The following is a 21,580-nucleotide window of genomic DNA, read 5'->3' on the forward strand; positions in this document are numbered from 1 at the left end:
CTGAAGTTTCCCAATAATTATTTATGGTAAAATTGAAACTATGCTACAACTATATGAAAAAAATAGTCTTTTCATTCGTTTCAAATGCTATTGCCTAAAGGGAATTAAGTAGGGGTTTGCTATAAACATGGCAAAACCACCTAAAATAAACCTCGATACACCAGCATTGTGTATTTCAGCTACTCAATAATTGGGAAACTTCAGATTATTACTATTGAAGACCCTATCGAATTTGTTCACCCTCATTTAGGTTGTATCGTTACTCAACGCGAAGTGGGTATGGATACTGAGTCTTACGAAGTAGCCCTGAAAAACACCCTCCGCCAGGCCCCTAATGTCATTCTTATCGGTGAAATTCGTGCCCGTGAAACCATGATGCATGCCTTAGCCTTTGCCGAGACTGGACATTTATGTCTATCTACACTACATGCTAACAATGCAAATCAGGCTATTGATCGTATTCTGCACTTCTTTCCTGAAGATATGCACAGCCAGGTATTTATGGATCTTTCGCTTAATTTAAAAGCCATTATTGCCCAGCAACTGGTTGCTCGGGCGGATGGTAAAGGCCGCTACCCAGTAATGGAAATCCTTTTAGGTACTCCGCTGGTTTGTGACATTATTCGCAAAGGTGATGTACATAAATTAAAAGAGCTTATGAAATCTTCCAGAGAGTTAGGTATGCAGACCTTTGATCAGGCACTTTATGATCTATATACTTCTGGAAAAATCAGCTATGAAGATGCAATTAATTCAGCTGACTCTAAAAATGAAGTACGCTTGATGATTAAATTAGGAGCACATAATGATTTCTCATCAACTGACAATGAAATCAGCTTAAGCAGTGTAGATGAAGAAGAAGGGGGAAATCTCCGATTTTAAATTCGCTAAGGCCTATAGGAGGAGCTGCTGAACTGAGGCTATCCTATCTCTATACTATGCCACGCGAGTATTCGTTGATGAGTTACGCATTAAACGCTCTACAGCATACCTTACCCTAACGTTGACTTTTATGCTGCAACCCGGAACCCTAAATAAGCAATTATTTGGGTTTAAATTAAAACTGAATCTTAAGCTCTAGTTTTAGTATAGGCAAAAGCGGACTAAAGTCCGCCCTACTCTCCCATATCAATAAAGCCTTGTTGCCGCCAGGCTTCATATAGTGTTACAGCAACGGTATTGGACAAATTCAGGCTTCTGCTTGCCGGTAACATGGGTAAGCGTAATCGCTGATGGTCCGCTAAGTTAGTTAGAATACTATCAGGTAAACCTCGTGTTTCCGGACCAAACATCAGCACATCATCAGGCTGAAATTCGGCATCAGAGTAACATTGTTTAGCTTTGGTGGTTAAAGCATAAACTGTAGCGTACTTCTCATTGCTTAAAAAAGCATGAATATCTTCATGCACTTTTATATCAGCCCATTCATGATAATCCAGCCCTGCCCTGCGCAGTTTTTTATCATTTAGTTCAAAACCTAAGGGTTTAATTAAGTGTAATTTAGCCCCCGTATTTGCGCATAAGCGAATAATATTACCAGTATTGGCGGGTATTTCTGGCTCGAAGAGTAGGATATTAAACATATACAATCCAGTTCAGGAAGAAGGCGCGCGACACACTTGAGCAACTGTGGGGCGCGGATCTTTAGTTCGCCTTTTAAAATGCAGGCTAAAGGCCTGCGCCCCTTATTAACGATGTAACTTATTTCGCGCACATTCCTTAGTAGTTTGTTGATCAAACAAAAAAGCCCGATGTATTTAAAATCTGAAGTTTCCCAATTATTGAGTAGCTGAAATACACAATGCTGGTGTATCGAGGTTTATTTTAGGTGGTTTTGCCATGTTTATAGCAAACCCCTACTTAATTCCCCTTAGGCAATAGCATTTGAAACGAATGAAAAGACTATTTTTTTCATATAGTTGTAGCATAGTTTCAATTTTACCATAAATAATTATTGGGAAACTTCAGTTTAAAATATACATCGGGCTTTTTATTTGAATATTAGCAACTTATTTAACAGTCACTGCTTTCAAATTCCAGATATCATCACTGTAGCTTTGAATAGTACGGTCAGTAGAAAATTTCCCACTATTTGCTGTATTTATAATACTCATTCGCGTCCAGAGATCTTTATCCTGATATGCTGCCTCTACACGTTTTTGTGCATCAATAAAACTACGGAAATCAGCAATAGTCATCCACATATCATCTGAACTCTTAATAGAGTTAATAACATCATCAAAAATACCAGGCTCACACTGATTAAAATGTCCACTTTCAAGCAAGTTCATAACACGCTGCAAGTCTTCATCCTGATTAATTATGCCCATAGGGTCATAATGGTGGCGCATTTCTTCAACTTCCCCTTCTGTTAAACCAAACTTAAAGAAATTATCATCACCCACTTCTTCGCGAATTTCTATATTAGCTCCATCCAGCGTACCAATGGTTAGAGCTCCATTCATCATAAACTTCATGTTTCCAGTACCTGATGCTTCTTTACCGGCAGTAGAAATTTGCTCAGATAAGTCAGCTCCAGGACATATTTTTTCCATCGCTGAAACGCAGTAGTTTGGCATAAATACCAATTTTAACTTCTCACCAACTTCAGGATCATTATTAATAATTTCAGAAACATTACTTATCAGCTTAATAATACGTTTTGCCATGTAATACCCTGGCGCAGCCTTACCACCAATCAATACACAACGATCTGTCCAGTTAGCTGTATCACCACGTTTAATACGATCATATAAATGTATTACATGTAATACATTTAACAACTGACGCTTATATTCATGAAAACGTTTTACTTGCACATCAAACAAGGCATTTACATTAAGATCTATATCATGCTCTGTTTTTTTGTAGTCTATTAGTATTTGCTTGGCACTTTGTTGTAATTCATACCATTTTTTACAAAACTGCTTATCATTAAGAAATTTTTCCAATTTCTTTAGTTCTGATAAATCGGTAATCCATTTATCACCAATTTTTGAAGTAATAAATTCTGCTAATTCAGGATTACATGCGGCAAGCCAGCGTCTAGGAGTAACGCCATTGGTTTTATTGTTAAATTTTTCTGGCCATAATTCATAGAAGTCTTTAAACAAGCCATCCTGTAATAATTGCGAGTGTAATTCAGCTACACCATTGACAGAAAAACTCCCTACAATAGCAAGATACGCCATTCTTACGTGCTTATCACCATGCCCTTCTTCAATCAAAGACATACGCGCTAAACGCTCGTTATCACCTGGCCAGCGCGATGAGACTTCAGCAAGAAAACGTGCATTTATTTCAAAAATTATTTCCATTATACGCGGCAATAAAGACTGAAATAAGCCTACAGACCAACGCTCTAGTGCTTCAGGCAACAACGTATGGTTAGTATAGGCCATCGTTTTTTGCACGATACCCCATGCATCATTCCATTCCAGCCCATGGTTATCAATCAACAAGCGCATTAATTCTGCAACAGCAACACTTGGGTGTGTATCATTTAATTGAAAACAGTTTTTTTCAGCAAAATGGGTAAAATCATTTCCATGTCGTCCCACCCAGTTAGCAACAATATCCTGTAAACTTGCTGACGCTAGTAAATACTGTTGTTGTAAACGCAAGGCCTTACCATTTTCATTAGCATCATTTGGATAAAGCACCATACTAATATTTTCGGCTGTATTTTTTGCAGCTACTGACTCGGCATAATCTCCTGCATTAAACTCGTCAAGTTTAAACTCCTCAGTAGCTGTAGCTTTCCACAAACGCAAAGTATTAACCGTACCATTTTGATAACCTGGAATAGGAGTATCGTAAGGTACTGCTAATATGTCATGCGTATCAATCCACATCCTTTTCTTTCCGCCATGCTCGTCTATAGCATCTACAACCTTACCACCAAACTTGATGCGGTTAGTATATTCAGGGCGCTCTATTTCCCAGACATTACCATTTTTTAACCAATGATCAGGTCGTTCAACCTGTTCACCATTAATAATTGCCTGTGTAAACATACCGTATTCATAGCGTAAGCCATAACCGGTAACCGGTAACTGTAAAGTCGCACAACTATCTATAAAACAGGCAGCTAGGCGTCCTAACCCTCCATTACCCAGACCGGCATCAGGCTCACTATCAATTAGTTCTTCGATATCCAGACCTAAACCATACATTGCCTTAGTAACTTCATCAGTAACACCTAGGTTAAGCATGGCATTACTAAGCGTACGCCCCATTAAAAATTCCATGGACAAGTAATATGCTTTCTTACAATCTGTCTCTCTATAAGTATTGTAAGTATTTTTCCAGCGCTCTACTAGCCGATCACTAATTGCCAAAGAAAGTGCTTCATAGGCGTAATGCGGAGATCGACAGTTCTGATCACGACCTAAGCGATGACTATAATAGCGTTTAAAGTCAGCGACAAAGTCTTTTTTATTGAGCCCTAATTTAGGTAATGTTGTAATATCTGCGCAGGGTTTACTTTTTTTAAAAATATTAGTTGGCATAGCCTTTTACAAGTTAAGATTTAAAATTTAATTCAATATTCATTGCCTAAGAACTGGCACTTAGATCAGTTCTACAGTTTACCGTGACACTGCTTATATTTCTTCCCTGAACCACAAGGGCATGGCTCATTACGGCCTACCTTTCTATCTTCTCGAACAAAGGGAACCTCTTGTTCATCTGGTTTAGTGTTTTCCTGGATTGCTTCCGGTTCTGCTAATGCACTCCCGGCTTCCGCATGTTCAAAATGCATTTCCTGAGGCACTTGGCGTTGCTCATCAATGGCATCTACATCCTCTTGCTGTGTTACTTTCACCTTGGCAAGAATACTAATAACTTCGTATTTAACCTGATCCAATAATGCAGTAAACATATCAAAAGCTTCACGCTTATATTCCTGCTTAGGATCTTTTTGTGCATAGCCTCTAAAGTGAATCCCTTGACGTAAACTATCCATAGCAGCCAAATGTTCTTTCCAGCTATTATCTAAAACCTGTAACATGACAGATTTTTCAAAATGACGCATCACATCTGATGTCATGAGCTCTTCTTTGTCGGCATACTCCTTAGCAATAATATCTACGATGGCCAGTCGCAAAGATTCTTCATGCAAGTTAGTATCTTCCTCCAGCATTTTGGCTACAGGTATTTCGATTTCGAACTCATCGTGTAAATGCGCTTCTAACCCTACTATATCCCATTGCTCTTCCATGGTTTTAGGTGGTATATATTTAGTAATTACTTCATTTACTACATCTTCACGAATGGCTGTAATAATATCGGTAATATCTTCAGACTCCATTAACTCATCGCGCTGCTTGTATACAACTTTACGCTGATCATTTGCGACATCATCATAAGCAAGAATTTCTTTACGCATATCAAAGTTTCTTCCTTCAACTTTTTTCTGCGCATTTTCAATTGATCGTGTTACCCATGGATGCTCAATTGCTTCTCCTTCCTCCATACCAAGTTTTTTCATCAAGCCTGCTACTCTGTCGGAAGCAAAGATGCGCATTAAATCATCTTCTAATGACAAATAAAACCGCGTAGACCCTGCATCACCCTGACGCCCTGAGCGACCACGTAGCTGGTTATCAATTCTGCGTGACTCATGCCGTTCAGAACCAATAACATGCAAGCCACCACTTTCTTTTACACGTTCATGACGCGCCAGCCAGTCTACTTTAACTTTATTTCTGTCTGTATCCGTTGGCTCTTCACCTAGAACAGCGATTTGTGCATCTAAATTTCCACCCAGGACGATATCAGTTCCACGTCCCGCCATATTAGTAGCAATTGTAATTGCTCCAGGCATACCGGCCTGTTCAATAATATGTGCTTCACGTTCGTGCTGTTTTGCATTAAGCACTTCATGTTTAATCTTAGCTTGCGTTAGAATACCGGAGATTACTTCTGAATTCTCTACAGATGTTGTTCCTACTAATACGGGTTGCCCACGTTTAACACAGTCTTTTATATCTTCCGTAATTGCTAGATATTTTTCTTTCGCAGTCAGAAAAATCAAATCTCCTTTATCATCTCTAATCATGTCCCTGTGCGTTGGAATAACAACAACCTCAAGACCATATATTTTATTTAATTCAAAAGATTCAGTGTCTGCCGTACCTGTCATTCCAGAGAGTTTCTCATACAAACGAAAGTAATTTTGAAAGGTAATTGATGCTAAGGTCTGGTTTTCATCCTGAATTTTAGTACCTTCCTTAGCCTCCATTGCCTGGTGCAAACCTTCAGACCATCTTCGGCCTTGCATGATCCGCCCGGTGAACTCATCTACAATGATAACTTCATTATTTTGTACTATATAATCAACATCACGATTGAATAGTGCATGGGCTCTTAATGACGCATTTAAATAGTGCATCAACCTGATATTTGCAGGTTCATATAAACTTGCGCCTTCAGCTAATAAACCATGCTCAACTAGTAATTCCTCTATATGTATATGTCCAGCTTCAGTTAAATGCAGCTGTCTGGATTTTTCATCAACTGTATAGTCGCCAGGCCCTTGTTCTTCCCCTTCTTTTTCACCTTCCTGACGTTCTACTTTCGTTAGATATGGAACAATTGCATTAGTTTTTAAATAAATTTCAGTACTATCTTCGACTGGTCCAGAAATAATTAATGGTGTTCTTGCTTCATCAATTAGAATCGAATCTACTTCATCTACAATAGCAAAATGCAGGCCTCGTTGAACTTTCTGGTCGAGGCTAAACGCCATATTATCGCGTAAATAATCAAAACCAAATTCGTTGTTAGTACCATATGTTATATCGGCGGCATAGGCTTGTTTGCGCTCAGCATGATCTAAATCACTGATTATGACACCGGTTGTAAGTCCTAGAAAACCATATAACTGACCCATCCAGACAGAATCTCGTGAGGCAAGATAATCATTAACGGTAACTACATGCACACCTTTACCAGGAAGAGCATTTAAATAGGCTGCTAACGTAGCCATTAATGTCTTACCTTCTCCGGTTTTCATCTCGGCAATTTTGCCGTCGTTAAGCACCATTCCGCCAATCAGTTGCACATCAAAATGGCGCATATCAAATACGCGCGAAGATGCTTCTCTGACTACTGCAAATGCCTCAGGAATTAAGTTATTTAATTTTTCACCATCAGCAAGTCGAGTTTTGAATTCTATTGTTTTTGCTTGTAATTCTTCATCTGATAATTGTGCATATTCGTCAGCTAACTTATTAACTGACTTTACTAACTTTCTCTTCTTTTTAATTAACCGATCATTACGACTACCGACAACAAATTTAACAAGCTTACCTAGCATCCTTTTTACCCAGTGTGAATTCTTAAATGAAACATATAACTTTGCAATTATAACCTGTTTGCTACCTCTCTGACATAAAAACAAACAGCTTTAATTCAATTTAAGTATATTTTTATCATTTTTAATTAGTACTTAAACGCAAAAAAGCCCCTGTTACTTGCGTAACAGGGGCCCTATGCTATGTAACTCCTACTTAGCCTAAGCTAAGTATTCATTCATTAGATGAATGTTGGAATTAGTGGAGCATCTACCATAACCATTTGACGGTTACCATCTTCGTCGAAGAAGAATAGTAAGCCAGCAAAACGACTATCTGGATCATAGATCAAGTCAGCTAAACGGTAAACTTCCCATGCAGCATCAGAAGCAGTTACTTCAACAGTTCTAGACTCACCTGGAGCGATAGGGCTGTTATCAGAAACAGTTAAACCTTCTTCAGCTAAAAGATCATCAGGATAACCTGACTCATCTTCTAATACATTAGGCTCTAGGAAACGTACAGATGCAGTATTGAACTCACCTAAACGAATACTAGAATCACCATTATTAGTGATAGTTAGAGTCATTTGCATAGCACGACCAGGAACACGATACGTAGCATCTTCAACTTTAACGTTAATAGTTGTTTCAGGCATATCAATCCACTGAATACCACGCATCAAACCCGCTTGTAATGGAGTTGTAATAGGGTATTTTTCATTTGTGGAACCCATAGATACCATGATTAAACCCAAAGTACCTACAGCAAATGCAATCGCAACTTTCTTATCAGTAGCACTGATTAGTGTATCAGCTTTACCAGAAGTTACAGCGATATGACGTGGTATGAACATAGGACGTTTAATCCAGAACAACAACCAAGCTGTACCGATACCCATCCACAATGCGTGCCAGAAATATACGTTATCTAAAGCGTAATTTTCTAGATCAATTGTATCACCAGTTAATGTAGTTAAAGGATTAACGAAGTCACCCATTGAACCAGTAATAGTTACCCATTTACCTGGACCAATAATTGGACCCCCGCCTTCAACGTTCATCATAGTATGTACGTGCCAGTCACCTGGACGACGTGCTTTTAGAAGAACTTTGAACTCATAAGTTTCGCCAAGTTCTAGTGTTACTGAACGAGGAACTAATTGACCACCGATCCAAGATCCTGCACGAATAAATACAGGGCCCGGAATACCAATGTTCAAGAAAGAAACTTCTGGCTTATCAACTGTTTCAGGCCATCCCGCGAAAACGTGGAATTTACCAGAAATAGTCATTGTATCGTTAATTGCAACTTCATCTTTTGACCAATCAAGATCAAACCAGTGAATTGTACGCATACGCATGAACGCTGCTTGAGACTTTTCACCATGTGCAGATGCTGTAGGCGTGTAGAACATCGCAGATGTTACAGCCAATAGCAATGCGACAAATGATAGCTTAGCTATTTTGTCTTTTATTGTTTTCATATATCTCCTCCAAACTAGAGAATTTAATTTCGTTTATTAATAAGCATAAATACTTATCAACTTATAATTATTATTAGATGCCTTCGCCACTAATGAAGTCAGTTTTGTTAAACCAACGACCAAAATAGTGCCATAAGAAGTAAATGATAATACAAACGAAAGCCGAGAAGAATGCAGATACTGGAGCAACATCTTTACCAAATGTTCTTAGTGTTCCTTTCTCTACCATTCTGATGTACTCAGGAGTACCAGTACGTACGTAGTGATAACCTTGTAAATCAGCTAGTGTAAACATCATACCGTTGTATTCAACAGGTACGTGTAAAGGAGCAATAATTGGCCAGTTACCTGGGTAGAAAACTAATCCCCAAGCCATACCACCAATAACCGCTGTCAATACAAAGCTACTAGACATCATTAATACAACGTCAAGTATAATCGCACCAGGAACTAGGTTAGATGGGAAACAGAAGTTTACTGGGAAGTAAGTCCAACCCCAGAAGTTTAAGTATCTGTTAATCCACTCACCGATCATAAGAGCCATAACACAAACTACCGCGCCGAAAGGCAGACGGTAACGGTACCATAACATTGATTGTACAGCAGCAGGAAAAGTGATTGATACGATTGGCGCTACAGTTACCCATAAACGTCTATCTTTCCAATCTGTCCAGAAATCCCAGTCACCACCAGTTAACATGTAGTGAATATGATATCCACCCAGTACTGCGGTGAATAGAGTAAATAAAATCATCCAGTCCAACGTGCGTGAAACTTGTACCGCTTCAGCGCGTGAACGTACAGCTGATTGAGATGCACTCATTAGCTTACCTCCAAAAAAATTATTTTTATTATCATTATCTCTCTTCCATCTCGCCATCAGATGATGGCGAAACAAGGAGATAACAAGTTTTACTACATTATATTAAAAAGCTTGCTTTATATTAAGCTAAGTCTTTTTTAAGTAGTTTAGTTAAAGCTTCAACTTCGATGTTTACAACACCCATGATCGCTAGAGCCGCCCATCCGAAGAATACGAAGCCGTAGTGAAGAGGTGCAACAAACAATTCTTCCATAAACCAGAAAGTGTGTCCCCACTCATTCAAGCCAACATTTGGTAGAATCATGAAAGGACCAATTACTGATACCATATACATTAAAGATAGACCTTCTTGGTAAGCAGGTAATCTTGTTTTTGCATATAAGAAAGCAGAAACACCAGTGATGATGTAAATTGGATATGACAAGTAGAACTCGATGATGTGACTAGGTGTAAAGTCAGTATCACGAACAATAGTTTGATGCCATGTACCATCTTGCTCTGTGAAGTATGAAGCTCCCCAGTAGATAGCCCAACCGTACATTACTAACCATGTCCAGTGAGTGAAATGTCTTCTTAACTCTTCACGTGGAGTGATAGACATAACGTTACGATCACGAGTTTTCCAGATATATCCCCATAGCGTAGAAGCGATTACCACTTCTAGTACTAATTCGATATACAGCATATTCATCCAATATGTTTCGAACTCAGGTGCGAATGAATCTAAACCAGCAGACCATCCGTAAACACCTTCGTACCAACGAATAAATGAATAGAACACTAAATACAACATCCAACCTGCAATCAGGTTAGTTTTGTTTAGTAGTGGTGCTTCTGAAGCATCAGCTTTCACTGAATCAGTTGTAGCAGCCATTATTACCTCCTAAAAGTAAATATTAAATCTCTCGACAAAGTCGAAAGCATTATTACATCCTGTAACATCACTATTAATGATGACACCATTCCATTTGAGTGTTGCTAAGTTTATCAACTTTACACTTCATGTCAAGAAAATCTACACCGTCGCTAACGTTGAGTCGATACTAATATTTTCAAATAGCTGATTTCCCTAATATATTAAAATCCGTTTTTACTTAAATATTATTTAAAGCCTGCCTTAATACTCCGCCATACATGCTATACAAACACCTGATTCGAATTTAAATCTACAGAGACTTTGTAATTCACTTATTAGCTATAAGTGCCACTCTACCTCAGCATTTAACAGCTGACTGCACACTATTAATACAAAAACCTTTCGGTCCTAACTATTTTAATTATGCAGTAGAAGGCACTACATGATTTACCCACTGATACTCGAGCACATAAAATGTTTCCCCTTCCCAGCATCCTCTCGCCAGTTTTTTCTGTTAGAATGGCCGCACTCTTTATTTTTATTTTGACTTAAACATGCAAAAGAAACTTGTTCCCCTTATATTTTTAGCTGGACTTGTTGCCCTAATCCTTTTTCAAAACAAAGCTGTTATGCCACTTGTTGAAAAGATTGCAGCTTCTGATCTTTTTCTTGTTGATACTGACGATCAAGGCAGCAGAATTGCATCTTCAACATCCATGACTAATTACGCATTTATGCATTGCAATAAAGAAATTAGAGATGAAATTGAGAGTGACAAACAAATCACTTTCCCATCCGAACCCTTGCAGCCCTGGTCTTTAGGAAACTATAAATATATCATCAATGCTGAAATTGAACTAAGCGAAGAAGACGGAACATCTTTTTTTAAAAAATATGCCTGCCATATTCAGTATGACAATGGCTCAGACATGGAAGGCGTTATGGATTCTGACAATTGGAGCCTTAATGGCCTGTCTGGAATTTCAGGGCTTTAAGCATATTAAGGTGATTTCTGTCAAAGAATATCACCTAAGCGGTGACTGGTTTTTCTGAGCCTACGCCCATATTTCATTTATTGGCGTATAGCTTTCAAGTAAATTTAAGCTAGTTGCAACTTGCTTATTTGTAATTCTTGATTTGTAGATGTTGATTGCTTTAGCGGATATTTCCTGTAAATGAAACGCAGATACACCCGTTTCAGCCAATTGCTGAATATATATTAAAGTTTCCGAGCACAAAGCTATCGTAGCAGTACGCGGATAGGCCCCCGGCATATTTGCAACACAATAATGAATTACTCCATATTGTTCATATATGGGATTATCATGCGTTGTCGCTCTTGATGTTTCAATGCAGCCGCCCTGATCTATACTAACATCGACGACAACCGCTCCTTTACACATGGATTTAACCATTTCCTCAGTTACAACATAAGGAGCCTTTGCTCCTTTATTTAGTACTGCCCCAATGACTAAATCTGCATCTAAACAATTTTTTGCAATTGTTTTCTTTTCTGAATACAAATATTCAATTCCTTTTAGTTCACCAGTCTTCTGCAGACCTACTTTAGAGTTTGTTAAACCAGCCTGAAACACATTAGCACCCATGCTATTTAATGCACGGGCAGCGTGAAAACCTACTACCCCATCACCTATCACTAGCACTTTCCCATGCCGCTTACCCAGGACTGATCCCAGCTGCACACCATTTCCATGATTAAATTTGGCCAAATAATAGGATCCAACTAAAGCAGCCATATTCCCCGCTATCGCACTCAACGGAGCCAATAGAGGCAAATCACCTTGCCTGTTCTCTAGTGTTTCATAAGCTATAGCCGTTGTTCCGCTCTCTAACAAGCGATAGGTTAACTCTTTTTCAACCCCCGCCAAATGTAAGAAAGTAAATAATAACTGCCCCTGCAAATAATTATATTCAGAATTTAATGGCTCTTTTACCTTGACCACCAACTGTGCCGCCCAGGCTTCCTTAGCTGAAACAATTCTTGCACCAGCCTGTTCATATTCAATATCCAGATAGGCCGAACCAATTCCTGCACCACGTTCCACTAAAACTTCATGTCCTGCAGTTACTAGCTTAATAACTCCCGATGGAATAATTGCAACACGGTACTCCTATATTTTAATTTCCTTTGGCACACCAATAATCATTAGTTTACTCTTTCATTCATTTCTTTACCGAAACAGATGCACTCCATTAGCACTTTTCTGGAGTACTCCTGAATCCGCTTGACTCACTTCTGCCGACCTACTATCTAATGCCTTATTTTAGTTAAATTAATTTACCTTGGGGCGTTAGTATTGATCGTATGCTTTATAAAGTGTTATCTGCCCATCCTTATCAAAAGCAACAACATTAAAAGGTGCTTTCTTACCCCCCATTTCCATACCTGGAGTGCCGGCTACCATACCAGGTACTGCTAATCCTTTAATTTCTGGTTTATTGAGTAGCATGGCTTTAATATCATTAGCAGGTACATGCCCTTCAACAATATAACCATCGATAATTGCTGTATGACAAGAGGCTAATGAGTTATTTATGCCGTATTTATCTTTGATATGCTGCATATCTTCGAGTACATTATCATGCACATTAAAACCATGCGCCTTCAAATGATCCAGCCATTTACCGCAACAGCCACAAGTAGGACTTCTATACACCACAATATCCAATGAACTGTCTTTCATCGCAACAACTGGCGTATCCCAGATACTTTCTGCCTGACTTACATTAAAGCCAAGAATACTGATTGCAAACATTGCTATTAGTAATTTTTTCATCATCACTTCTACTTATGATATGGCTTACTTAAATCATGTACCGCATCAACCATTGCTTTAACATGTTCAGGATTAATATCCGGCAAAATACCATGCCCTAAATTAAACACATGCCCTGATCCAGAACCATATTTTTCTAGTATAGTACCGACTTTAGTCCTGATCACATCAGGATTAGCATACAGAGTGATAGGATCCATATTTCCCTGCAGAGCGACACGCCCTCCTACTCTTGCCCGTGCTTGCTGTATATCTGTTTGCCAGTCCAGCCCGAGTGCATCGTAGCCTATGTCAGCCATTAATTCTAGCCATTGTCCGCCACCTTTAATAAACAAAACTGTAGGTATTTGTTTACCACCTTGCGTAGTATTTAACAATGAACGGACTTGTTCTGCATATCGCAGAGAAAACTCTAAATATTCTTCTGTACCTAAAGCGCCTCCCCAGGTATCAAAAAGCATAACCGCTTGTGCACCAGCGGCTATTTGCGCATTTAAGTAAGCTGCGACTGATTGCGCTAATTTATCTAGCATTTTATGCATCAACATAGGCTGCTCAAACATCAAACCTTTTACTTTAGAAAAGGTTTTACTGCTACCACCTTCTACCATATAGGTTGCCAGGGTCCATGGGCTACCTGAAAAGCCAATTAATGGCACACGCCCTTGCAGGTTTTTTCTTATCAGACTCACAGCATCTACAACATATTTCAATTCTAGTTCAGGATCTGGAATTGGTAATTTTTCTATATCTGCTGCACTACGTACTGGATTTTTAAAACGCGGCCCTTCTCCTTCACTAAAATACAGCCCCAAGCCCATTGCATCTGGAATAGTTAAAATATCTGAGAACAAAATAGCTGCATCAAAATCAAACCTCTCCAATGGCTGCAATGTCACTTCACATGCTAGCTCAGGATTGGTACATAGATTCATAAAGCTACCTGCTTGAGATCTTATTTCCCTATATTCAGGCAAATACCGACCAGCCTGGCGCATCATCCATATTGGCGTCTTATCTACTGACTGCTTCAATAGTGCTCGAATAAATCTATCGTTTTTTAAATCACTCATGTTATGTATTAGTCCTTTTACTATTAAACTTGAATAAGATACACCTTACACAAATTCCAGATATTTGTTTTGAAAACAGGGCGTAACTGCCGTCTACCACTATTGTTTAATTAACGGACATAATCACGCCATTAATAATTAAACGAGGCTTATGAAGTACATTTTGAATTGGTATTGCTTAAAACATCCAAAACACCAAACTTTGAATCAAAAATTTCTTGTTTTTAACTACCCCACTCCAAAGAGTTATTTAGATAATTAATCTCGCCCGTAGTTATTTAAAGTTGCCAGTAAAGCAGTTTTATCTACGCTTATAGGTAAACTCGCTTCACCTATTTTTTTAAGTAAAATTAGGCGTATATCTCCATCGGCATTTTTTTTGTCTACAGCCATTAATTTTATAAATTCCTGCGCGGATAAATCTGTAGGCGGCTGCGTGGGCAATCCCGCCTTTTTAAAAAGTGTCACTATTCGTTTTACATCAGCTTCATCCAACCAGCCTAAACGCTTTGACAAATCTGCTGCCTGACACGTCCCAATCGCAACAGCTTCACCATGTAAATAGCGGCCATAACCCATTCCAGTCTCTATTGCATGACCAAAAGTATGACCTAAATTTAGTATCGCTCTAATACCCGATTCTCTTTCATCACTAGCCACAATTTCTACCTTATTGCGGCAAGATTGTTCAATAATAATCGTTAATGCCTCTTCATCCCTGCTTAATATTTTTTCGATGTTGTCTTCTATCCACGTAAAGAACTCAGCATCCCGAATCAAGCCGTATTTAATGACTTCAGCTAAGCCTGCCGAAAACTGCCGGTCATCCAGCGTCTGTAGTACATTGACATCAATAATGACACATTGAGGCTGATAAAAAGCACCAATCATATTTTTACCTAACGCATGATTAACCCCTGTTTTTCCTCCTACAGAAGAGTCAACCTGTGCTAACAAAGTTGTAGGTATCTGAATAAAAGGGATTCCACGCTGGTAACAGGCAGCAGCAAAACCACTGATATCGCCTACTACACCACCACCCAGAGCAATGAGTGTTGCATTCCTGCTAAATCGATTATTCAACAAAGTGGAAAAAATAATGTCCATCGTTGCCAGTGTTTTGTACTGCTCGCCATCAGGTAACACTACAACTTCTACTTGATATTGCTGTAAATGAGCTGTTACTTGCTGCAAATACAGGGGAGCAATAGTCTCATTAGTTACAATCACCACTTGCTTCGATTTTATATGTTGAGTCAATAACTCAGGTTTACTCAGGTTACCCGCCCCCATATATATTGGATAACTTCTATCACCCAGCTGAACCTGCATGGTATTCATCATTAATTTACTTTACTCATATATTCTTTAAGAATTTCTTTCACAGCCGCCTTGCTTTGTATTTGACCGCTATCAATAACAAAATCAGCACAAGACAAATACAATGATTCACGCTCATCTAATATAGATTGTATTTTTTCTCTGGGGCTATCAACATTTAACAAGGGCCTTTGAGTATTTCGCGAAGTACGATCAAGGATTCTATCGACTGAGCACTGCAAATAAACGACAAAACCGTTTTCTTGTAATCGCTGTCTATTATCTGCATTTAAAATGACCCCGCCACCTGTAGCTAGCACTATATCTTCCAGCTCTGTTAGCTCATTAATCATTTTATTTTCTCTAACTCGAAAGCCCTTCTCTCCTTCAAATTCAAAAATAGTAGCAATATCAACGCCTGTTATATCCTCGATGGCTTTATCACTATCATAAAACGGCACAGCCAAGGATTTTGCCAATAAACGACCTACCGTTGTTTTCCCTGCACCCATCAAACCAATTAAATATATATTTTTTTTATTCATTAACATTTTTTATTCATAAAAAAAGGGGCATTATGCCCCTTTTTTTGTTGTAATTGAAGCTTACTAACGCATTTTCATCGAATCTTTAGTGATTTTAGGAGTAATAAAGATCAATAGTTCTTTTTTGAACTCATTTTCCGTCGTTTTTCTAAACATCCAGCCAACTAATGGTAAATCTGCAAACCAGGGCACTGAATTAACTTCATACAGTGTATCGCCCTCATAAACACCACCTAGAACAACAGTCTCGCCATCTTCTATATGCACACTAGTAGTAATTTGTCGCGTATTAATCGCTACACCATCAGGGGTAATCTCTCCAGGCGAGTCCTTAGTAATATATAAATCCATAATTACACTACCACTCGGGGTAATTTGCGGTGTCACTTCAAGAATTATCGAAGCATCCTGAAATTGAGTCTGCGTTCCATTTTGACTAACCGTCTGATATGGAATTTGTACGCCTTGTTCTATTCTAGCCTGGCAACGATCAGATGTTAAAACTTTGGGATTGGAAACAAATTCAGCCTTCTTATCATCCTGTAAAGCTGAAATTTCCAGATTCAACACATATTTTGCACCACTCGCCAGCGTCATCCCTAACGCACCATAAGGATTAGAAGCTGCCAGGTTAGATAATACAGGAGACACTATATCTCCTGGTGTTCCATTCTTAGGATTACTTCCAGTAGTCGCACCCACTGAGCCATTAGGACCCACATAAGCTGCGCCAAATTTGACCCCTAATTCCTGAGCAAACCCTTCTTCAGCAATGACAATCCTCGCTTCGATTAGGACTTAACGTACTTGCCTGTCTAACTTATCAATCATCTCCCTGATTTCTTCGTGAATTTTACCGGTATCCTTAACAATTAAGGTATTAGTTCGCGAATCAACTATCGCTGTTCCTCTATTTGATAAAAGTGAGTATCTGTCATTACCCTGCCCCGTACCGCCGCCGCCAATACCACTTTCCCCCGCCTTGGCCACCTGATGAACTTGCCCCTTGCGATATGGTACAGCCATCAGCACTGATAGAAGACATTCCAAATAAAATATTTCTAAAATTTTCAGCTTTTGCATAATTAACTTGTATATATTCTGTTTTTAAAGGCTCCAATCGCTCGGCCACCTCTTGTGATTTTAGCTCTTCTTCCTCTAGCTTTAATATTTCAGCTGTTGGAGCTACCAGAATAACATTCCCCGCCTCTCTTTTAGCCAGACCCTTAGATTTCAAAATAAAGTCTAATGCCTGATCCCAAGGCACATCATTCAAACGCAGTGTAATATTCCCACTAACAGCATAGAAGCGACAGTGTTAAGTTCGGTAAAATCCGCTAAAATCTGCAAAACAGAACGAATTTCTATATCCTGAAAATTTAATGATAAACGTTCGCCGCTATAAGGAAACTTATTCTTGCGCTTCTCTTCTTCCTCAGCTGTTGTAATCGCCCTTATTTCTACGGTTAATAATCCATCCGACTGAAAAGTAGAATACCCAAATTGACTATCCACCGGCGTGATTAATACTTTTACTTTTGTCCCTATTCTTTTTGCCTCGATCATTGAAACAGGCGTAGCAAAATCAAGAACATCCATTTTTTTAACGTATGCATCAGGTAACTTAGTGTTTATTCAATCTTTCCAGATCTTTCTTGTGTATTAACCACTGTATTAGGATTGGACAAGGATATTAATAAGCGCCCCTGGCCTTTCTCTCCTCGACGAAAATCAATTTTATTAATTGCCTGCTCAGGCATTAAGGACGCAAACTCAGTCAGGGGTTTTTTAGTTAATTTTTTATGACTATCGCGAGCGATTCTACCGGAACTATGAAAGGTAATGATCACTCGGTTCCCAAGCGATTTTACCTTATAATCAACCAGTTTTACTAGGTCAACAACTACTCGTAGCCGTCCTCCCGCTTCAACAGCAACAAAACTACTGATACCACCTGCATTTATAATATTTTTTCTGTTTTAAGTTACTTTTGACACCAGCAAAATCTAATATTATTCTTGCCGGATTATCGGTATGAAATACTTTTGGCTTAGCAACATTGCCTGTCATTTCAAAAGACAATTGCAAGTTATCGCCAGACAGCGCATTAAAGTTTACCTCACTAAGCGCGACAGCCTGAGCTTCTACTAAAGAAACCTGCCCCAAAAATAATATGCTTATTGCAACAACACGCAATAAAGACCACTGCTTTAAAAAGCTCATACAAAAACCACCTTGCTTAATATTCATATCAATCTCCAGCTCATTCAGATAGCGCTATTAATGTCTGGTGCTCACGCCATGTACCAGGCTGATCTGGAACAATTTCCACTATTTCTATTGCATCTTGCAAAATACGTAATATGCATCCGTAATTTTTGCCTAAATAATTCCCCTCACTAACTCGATGAATAGTACCATCACTGGCTTTAATCAAGCCCCATAAAACACTTTTCATTTTCACTGTGCCAACCATTCTCAAGGTATCTAATGAATAACTTTCCAATTCTTCTTTACGGCGATTAAAATCAGGCTGTATTCCATTTGAAGCAACAGCTTTCGCAGCTAACGTTTCCATGCTCTTTTCAATGGGCTTAAAGGGATCTCTTAAACCATCAGGGTTAAATAAAAAGCTCCCTACTGGCGGCATTGGTTCTATGGGCCTAACGGATATAGCCTTGATATTTTTTCTTTTTTCTTTTAATCTTTGTTCTAGCTCAGGATAAGTAACAACAGTGCTCTTCTTTTTACACCCTGCCACCACCAGACCGTCATGCTCAAGGCATACAAGGGCACTATTATCTAATACTTTGGCATCACTTTCTACTTGGCTATTTCCCTCTCGGTAAGTTGTTATTAAGGCACTCATAGCAAGCATATTATTAGCAGGGTTAATTTGAATATTCTTAATCGTAACAATTCTTGGTAGTGTCGCAAGACCACTAATAAACAATCCTAACTCACTATATTGACCTATAACCTTAATATTAATGGGCAACTCGATAACATCCCCTTTATTAATCTTGCCAGCAGGTTTAAATAATTCAAATTCCAGGCCACTAGATAATCCTGTTTGTGAAATATCTATCAATAAACTAGCAACCTCTGCTTTAGTAGGCATTAACTTCATCATCTCAGCTAAAGAGGATTGTATTTGTTTGTATTGCTTTTGATGTAACTCTAAATTTTGTGCCATCCTCCAGGCATACTGATAATTATTCAAGGCATCCGCGACTTCCTTTTTCTCAGTATTTAATTGCGCTACTTTTTCACTGGTAAATTTATAATATCCAAAACTTACTATAATTATGAACACCAAGACCCCAGCAGCTACTTTAATCGGCTTAGGCCACGCACCTGCTTCATTTATGTCCCAATTAATTTCAGAAAAATTCATTAGAACCCCTCATCTTCTGTTTTAATTTTCCGTTGTTTTGTATAAAGAACAAAATCACTTAACCTGCCATCATTGTTTCTACCTTTAATAACATTCAGTTCAGGACTAACTAGCCAGGGTGAAGCCTCAACATTACGCATAAAGGCTGATACTCTTGCATTTGATTGCGTTTTACCATTCAAAACTACATTAGAATTATTTTGTTTAATCTTGGTAAGAAACACACCGTCAGGTGTTACCCTGGCAATTGCATCAATAAAATGGACTATTTCAGGACGACTTTTTTGTAATGCCTGAATCGCATTTCTTTTACTTTGCAGAACTCCATTTTTCGCTTCAATATCTTTAATTTTAGCGGTAATCAAATTTACTTCAGCTACTTTCGCCATTACAATTCGTTTTTTATCTTGCTGTTCTTCAATCTGACTATCCAGGTATGCCTCAATGCCAAATAAGATTGCTACGGCAACACTTGCAACAAGAGCAATACCAATAAAAACTCCTGCTGCCGTTGCTTGCGTAGCTCGTCACTCCAGGGTAATAAATTAATTCGAGTCATTAATCAAAGCTCCTTAATGCCAACCCACAGGCAATCATCATTGCTGCTGCATCATTGCTTAAACTTTGTGGTTTGATTTTATTAGATAGAGCCATATTAATAAAAGGATTAGCAACAAATGCAGGAATCCCTAATTCTTCTTCAATTAATTTATCAAAAATCAGGAATTGATGCACAACCACCGGCTAACACTACACAATCAATACTTCTATTAGCACTCGAGGAAATAAAAAACTGCAGTGACCTTGCAACTTGCTGTACTAAAGCACGTTTAAATGGCCCTAATACATCACTATTATAATTATCAGGCAAACCACCATGACGTTTAGCAAGCCCAGCTTCTTCATAGGAAAGGCCATACCGTCGTTGAATCTCCTCGGTTAACTGCTTACCACCAAATCCCTGTTCCCGAGTATAAATTGCCCGCCCTTCCTGTAATATATTCAAGGTCATCATGGTTGCACCTATATCAGCAATAGCAACTGTTTGCTCATCATCCGCATTAGGTAGCTGATCCTTAAGCAAAGCAAATGAATTCTCTATAGCAAATGCCCCGACATCAACAATACTAGCCGTCAAACCAGCCATTTCCAGAACTTCTACACGCTCATCTACATTTTCTCTTCGAGATGCAGCTAGTAAAACATCCACCATTTCAGAATTTGCTTCGTTGACTTGCTGCACTTCAAAATCTAATCGTACCTCATCAAGAGAATAAGGAATGTATTGATCGGCCTCAACCATGATCTGTTCTTCCATTTCATCTTCCGACAACTGCGCAGACATGGTAATCACCTTTGTCATCACTGCCGAACCTGCAATAGCAACACAAGCATGACGCGCACGCGCCCCTGACTGCTTTAATGCAACTTTAATAGCTTCAGCTAACTTAAGTTTGCACAAATCTCTTGTCTTGGAGCAATATTTTCTGGCCCTTTATATCCCTGAAAACGTATAGATGACATTTTCAAAGTCGCGGCAGGGTAGGTTTCAATTGCCCAGCAACCCGGATTTAATTCCGGGCTCCAGGCTAAATCTACCTTAGCCCCTGTCAGCATGGTAATTGTATTTAATAATTGCAATGCAGTATGTGCTGTACGGGCAATTCTGTCAGCACCCACATCAAGCGGAAGCTTGCCGGTTTTTTCTTTTATAAATCGGTCGGTATCTCGGCGAAACAACGTATTTGCTTCTGTGTTTAATATTCCGCCCGCCACATGATTGAATAATTCCTGTCCTAGCGATACCGGCCAGCCTAATGGGGCATCTATCGCAAGTAACTGTGTGGATCCCGGCACAATCCAGCTCGACACAATTTCTGCAACGGATTGATTTTTAGCTGGCTTAACCAGCTTATCAACAATTAGTTTGCCATCAGACAGATAGCCATGCGCCAAACCAACTTTATTAGCCTGATGGCACAAT

General features: G+C 38.9%; 21 protein-coding genes and 3 pseudogenes. 2 read left to right on the top strand and 22 right to left on the bottom strand.

Translation table 11 applies throughout. From position 1 onward, the window contains the following. Positions 1-204: 204 nt before the first annotated feature. Positions 205-882: pseudogene (locus CDZ78_RS07795) on the top strand (ATPase, T2SS/T4P/T4SS family); the annotation flags it as partial. A gap of 233 nt (positions 883-1,115) precedes the next feature. Here the strand turns inward: CDZ78_RS07795 and trmL are convergent. From trmL to amoC, 6 genes are all read right to left on the bottom strand, one after another. After that, entirely contained in the window at positions 1,116-1,583 is a 468-nt protein-coding gene (trmL, locus tag CDZ78_RS07800; protein ID WP_087869503.1) for a tRNA (uridine(34)/cytosine(34)/5-carboxymethylaminomethyluridine(34)-2'-O)-methyltransferase TrmL, read from the bottom strand. Between the two features lie 426 nt (positions 1,584-2,009). Then, complete coding sequence (locus CDZ78_RS07805; protein WP_087869504.1) at positions 2,010-4,511, bottom strand: glycogen/starch/alpha-glucan phosphorylase; 2,502 nt, start codon at positions 4,509-4,511, stop codon at positions 2,010-2,012. 71 nt (positions 4,512-4,582) lie between these two features. Beyond that, positions 4,583-7,321, bottom strand: coding sequence for a preprotein translocase subunit SecA (secA, locus tag CDZ78_RS07810; RefSeq protein WP_087869505.1), 2,739 nt, complete (start codon positions 7,319-7,321; stop codon positions 4,583-4,585). Between the two features lie 218 nt (positions 7,322-7,539). Further along, positions 7,540-8,784: a bacterial ammonia monooxygenase, subunit AmoB gene (gene amoB / locus CDZ78_RS07815; protein ID WP_087869506.1), complete on the bottom strand. Its 1,245-nt coding sequence runs from the start codon at positions 8,782-8,784 to the stop codon at positions 7,540-7,542. 73 nt (positions 8,785-8,857) lie between these two features. Next, on the bottom strand, positions 8,858-9,607 hold the full coding sequence (gene amoA / locus CDZ78_RS07820; protein WP_087869530.1) for a bacterial ammonia monooxygenase, subunit AmoA: 750 nt from the start codon (positions 9,605-9,607) through the stop codon (positions 8,858-8,860). Between the two features lie 121 nt (positions 9,608-9,728). Further along, positions 9,729-10,481, bottom strand: coding sequence for a bacterial ammonia monooxygenase, subunit AmoC (gene amoC, locus CDZ78_RS07825; RefSeq protein WP_087869507.1), 753 nt, complete (start codon positions 10,479-10,481; stop codon positions 9,729-9,731). Positions 10,482-11,017: 536 nt separating this feature from the next. Here amoC and CDZ78_RS07830 point away from each other — a divergent pair. Further along, positions 11,018-11,458 (top strand): hypothetical protein, encoded by a 441-nt coding sequence (locus CDZ78_RS07830; protein ID WP_087869508.1) that lies wholly within the window; start codon positions 11,018-11,020, stop codon positions 11,456-11,458. 60 nt (positions 11,459-11,518) lie between these two features. Here CDZ78_RS07830 and CDZ78_RS24015 read toward each other — a convergent pair whose 3' ends face one another. The 16 genes and pseudogenes from CDZ78_RS24015 to CDZ78_RS07880 form a co-directional block, all read right to left on the bottom strand. Further along, positions 11,519-12,220, bottom strand: coding sequence for an alanine dehydrogenase (locus tag CDZ78_RS24015; protein ID WP_307190468.1), 702 nt, complete (start codon positions 12,218-12,220; stop codon positions 11,519-11,521). Between the two features lie 18 nt (positions 12,221-12,238). After that, a pseudogene (locus tag CDZ78_RS24020) lies at positions 12,239-12,583 on the bottom strand (alanine dehydrogenase); the annotation flags it as partial. 192 nt (positions 12,584-12,775) lie between these two features. After that, a complete protein-coding gene (locus tag CDZ78_RS07840) occupies positions 12,776-13,261 on the bottom strand; it encodes a DUF411 domain-containing protein (RefSeq protein ID WP_307190466.1) in 486 nt (161 codons plus the stop codon). An 8-nt stretch (positions 13,262-13,269) separates the two neighbouring features. Then, complete coding sequence (gene hemE, locus CDZ78_RS07845; protein WP_087869510.1) at positions 13,270-14,334, bottom strand: uroporphyrinogen decarboxylase; 1,065 nt, start codon at positions 14,332-14,334, stop codon at positions 13,270-13,272. Between the two features lie 258 nt (positions 14,335-14,592). Next, positions 14,593-15,675 carry a 3-dehydroquinate synthase gene (aroB, locus tag CDZ78_RS07850; RefSeq protein WP_087869511.1) on the bottom strand — a complete coding sequence of 361 codons (1,083 nt, stop codon included), beginning with the start codon at positions 15,673-15,675 and terminating at the stop codon, positions 14,593-14,595. Between the two features lie 2 nt (positions 15,676-15,677). After that, positions 15,678-16,205, bottom strand: a complete 528-nt coding sequence (locus tag CDZ78_RS07855; RefSeq protein ID WP_230990674.1) for a shikimate kinase — start codon at positions 16,203-16,205, stop codon at positions 15,678-15,680. 57 nt (positions 16,206-16,262) lie between these two features. Next, a complete protein-coding gene (locus tag CDZ78_RS22955; protein WP_244559185.1) occupies positions 16,263-16,919 on the bottom strand; it encodes a secretin GspD/PilQ domain-containing protein in 657 nt (218 codons plus the stop codon). 78 nt (positions 16,920-16,997) lie between these two features. Next, complete coding sequence (locus tag CDZ78_RS22960) at positions 16,998-17,225, bottom strand: secretin N-terminal domain-containing protein (protein WP_244559186.1); 228 nt, start codon at positions 17,223-17,225, stop codon at positions 16,998-17,000. Continuing rightward, complete coding sequence (locus tag CDZ78_RS22965; RefSeq protein ID WP_244559190.1) at positions 17,137-17,466, bottom strand: hypothetical protein; 330 nt, start codon at positions 17,464-17,466, stop codon at positions 17,137-17,139. The genes CDZ78_RS22960 and CDZ78_RS22965 overlap by 89 nt, the downstream gene beginning before the upstream one ends. A 5-nt stretch (positions 17,467-17,471) precedes the next feature. Continuing rightward, positions 17,472-17,834, bottom strand: coding sequence for an AMIN domain-containing protein (locus CDZ78_RS22970; protein WP_338070456.1), 363 nt, complete (start codon positions 17,832-17,834; stop codon positions 17,472-17,474). Beyond that, a complete protein-coding gene (locus tag CDZ78_RS22975; RefSeq protein ID WP_147774333.1) occupies positions 17,831-18,049 on the bottom strand; it encodes a hypothetical protein in 219 nt (72 codons plus the stop codon). Before CDZ78_RS22975 ends, CDZ78_RS22970 begins: the two co-directional genes overlap by 4 nt. Positions 18,050-18,140: 91 nt before the next feature. Further along, on the bottom strand, positions 18,141-18,449 hold the full coding sequence (locus CDZ78_RS22980; RefSeq protein ID WP_147774334.1) for an AMIN domain-containing protein: 309 nt from the start codon (positions 18,447-18,449) through the stop codon (positions 18,141-18,143). 13 nt (positions 18,450-18,462) lie between these two features. Continuing rightward, positions 18,463-19,596: a pilus assembly protein PilP gene (locus tag CDZ78_RS22985; protein ID WP_230991196.1), complete on the bottom strand. Its 1,134-nt coding sequence runs from the start codon at positions 19,594-19,596 to the stop codon at positions 18,463-18,465. Next, entirely contained in the window at positions 19,596-19,985 is a 390-nt protein-coding gene (locus CDZ78_RS07870; RefSeq protein WP_087869512.1) for a PilN domain-containing protein, read from the bottom strand. The genes CDZ78_RS22985 and CDZ78_RS07870 overlap by 1 nt, the downstream gene beginning before the upstream one ends. Before the next feature lie 169 nt (positions 19,986-20,154). Continuing rightward, positions 20,155-21,043: pseudogene (locus CDZ78_RS07875) on the bottom strand (pilus assembly protein PilM); the annotation flags it as partial. Beyond that, positions 21,040-21,468, bottom strand: coding sequence for a DUF429 domain-containing protein (locus CDZ78_RS07880; RefSeq protein ID WP_373862454.1), 429 nt, complete (start codon positions 21,466-21,468; stop codon positions 21,040-21,042). The pseudogene CDZ78_RS07875 and the gene CDZ78_RS07880, both read right to left, overlap by 4 nt. Positions 21,469-21,580 lie beyond the last annotated feature (112 nt).

The sequence above is a fragment of the Bathymodiolus platifrons methanotrophic gill symbiont genome, from assembly GCF_002189065.1.
In the GTDB taxonomy this organism is placed as follows: Bacteria; Pseudomonadota; Gammaproteobacteria; order Methylococcales; family Methylomonadaceae; genus Methyloprofundus.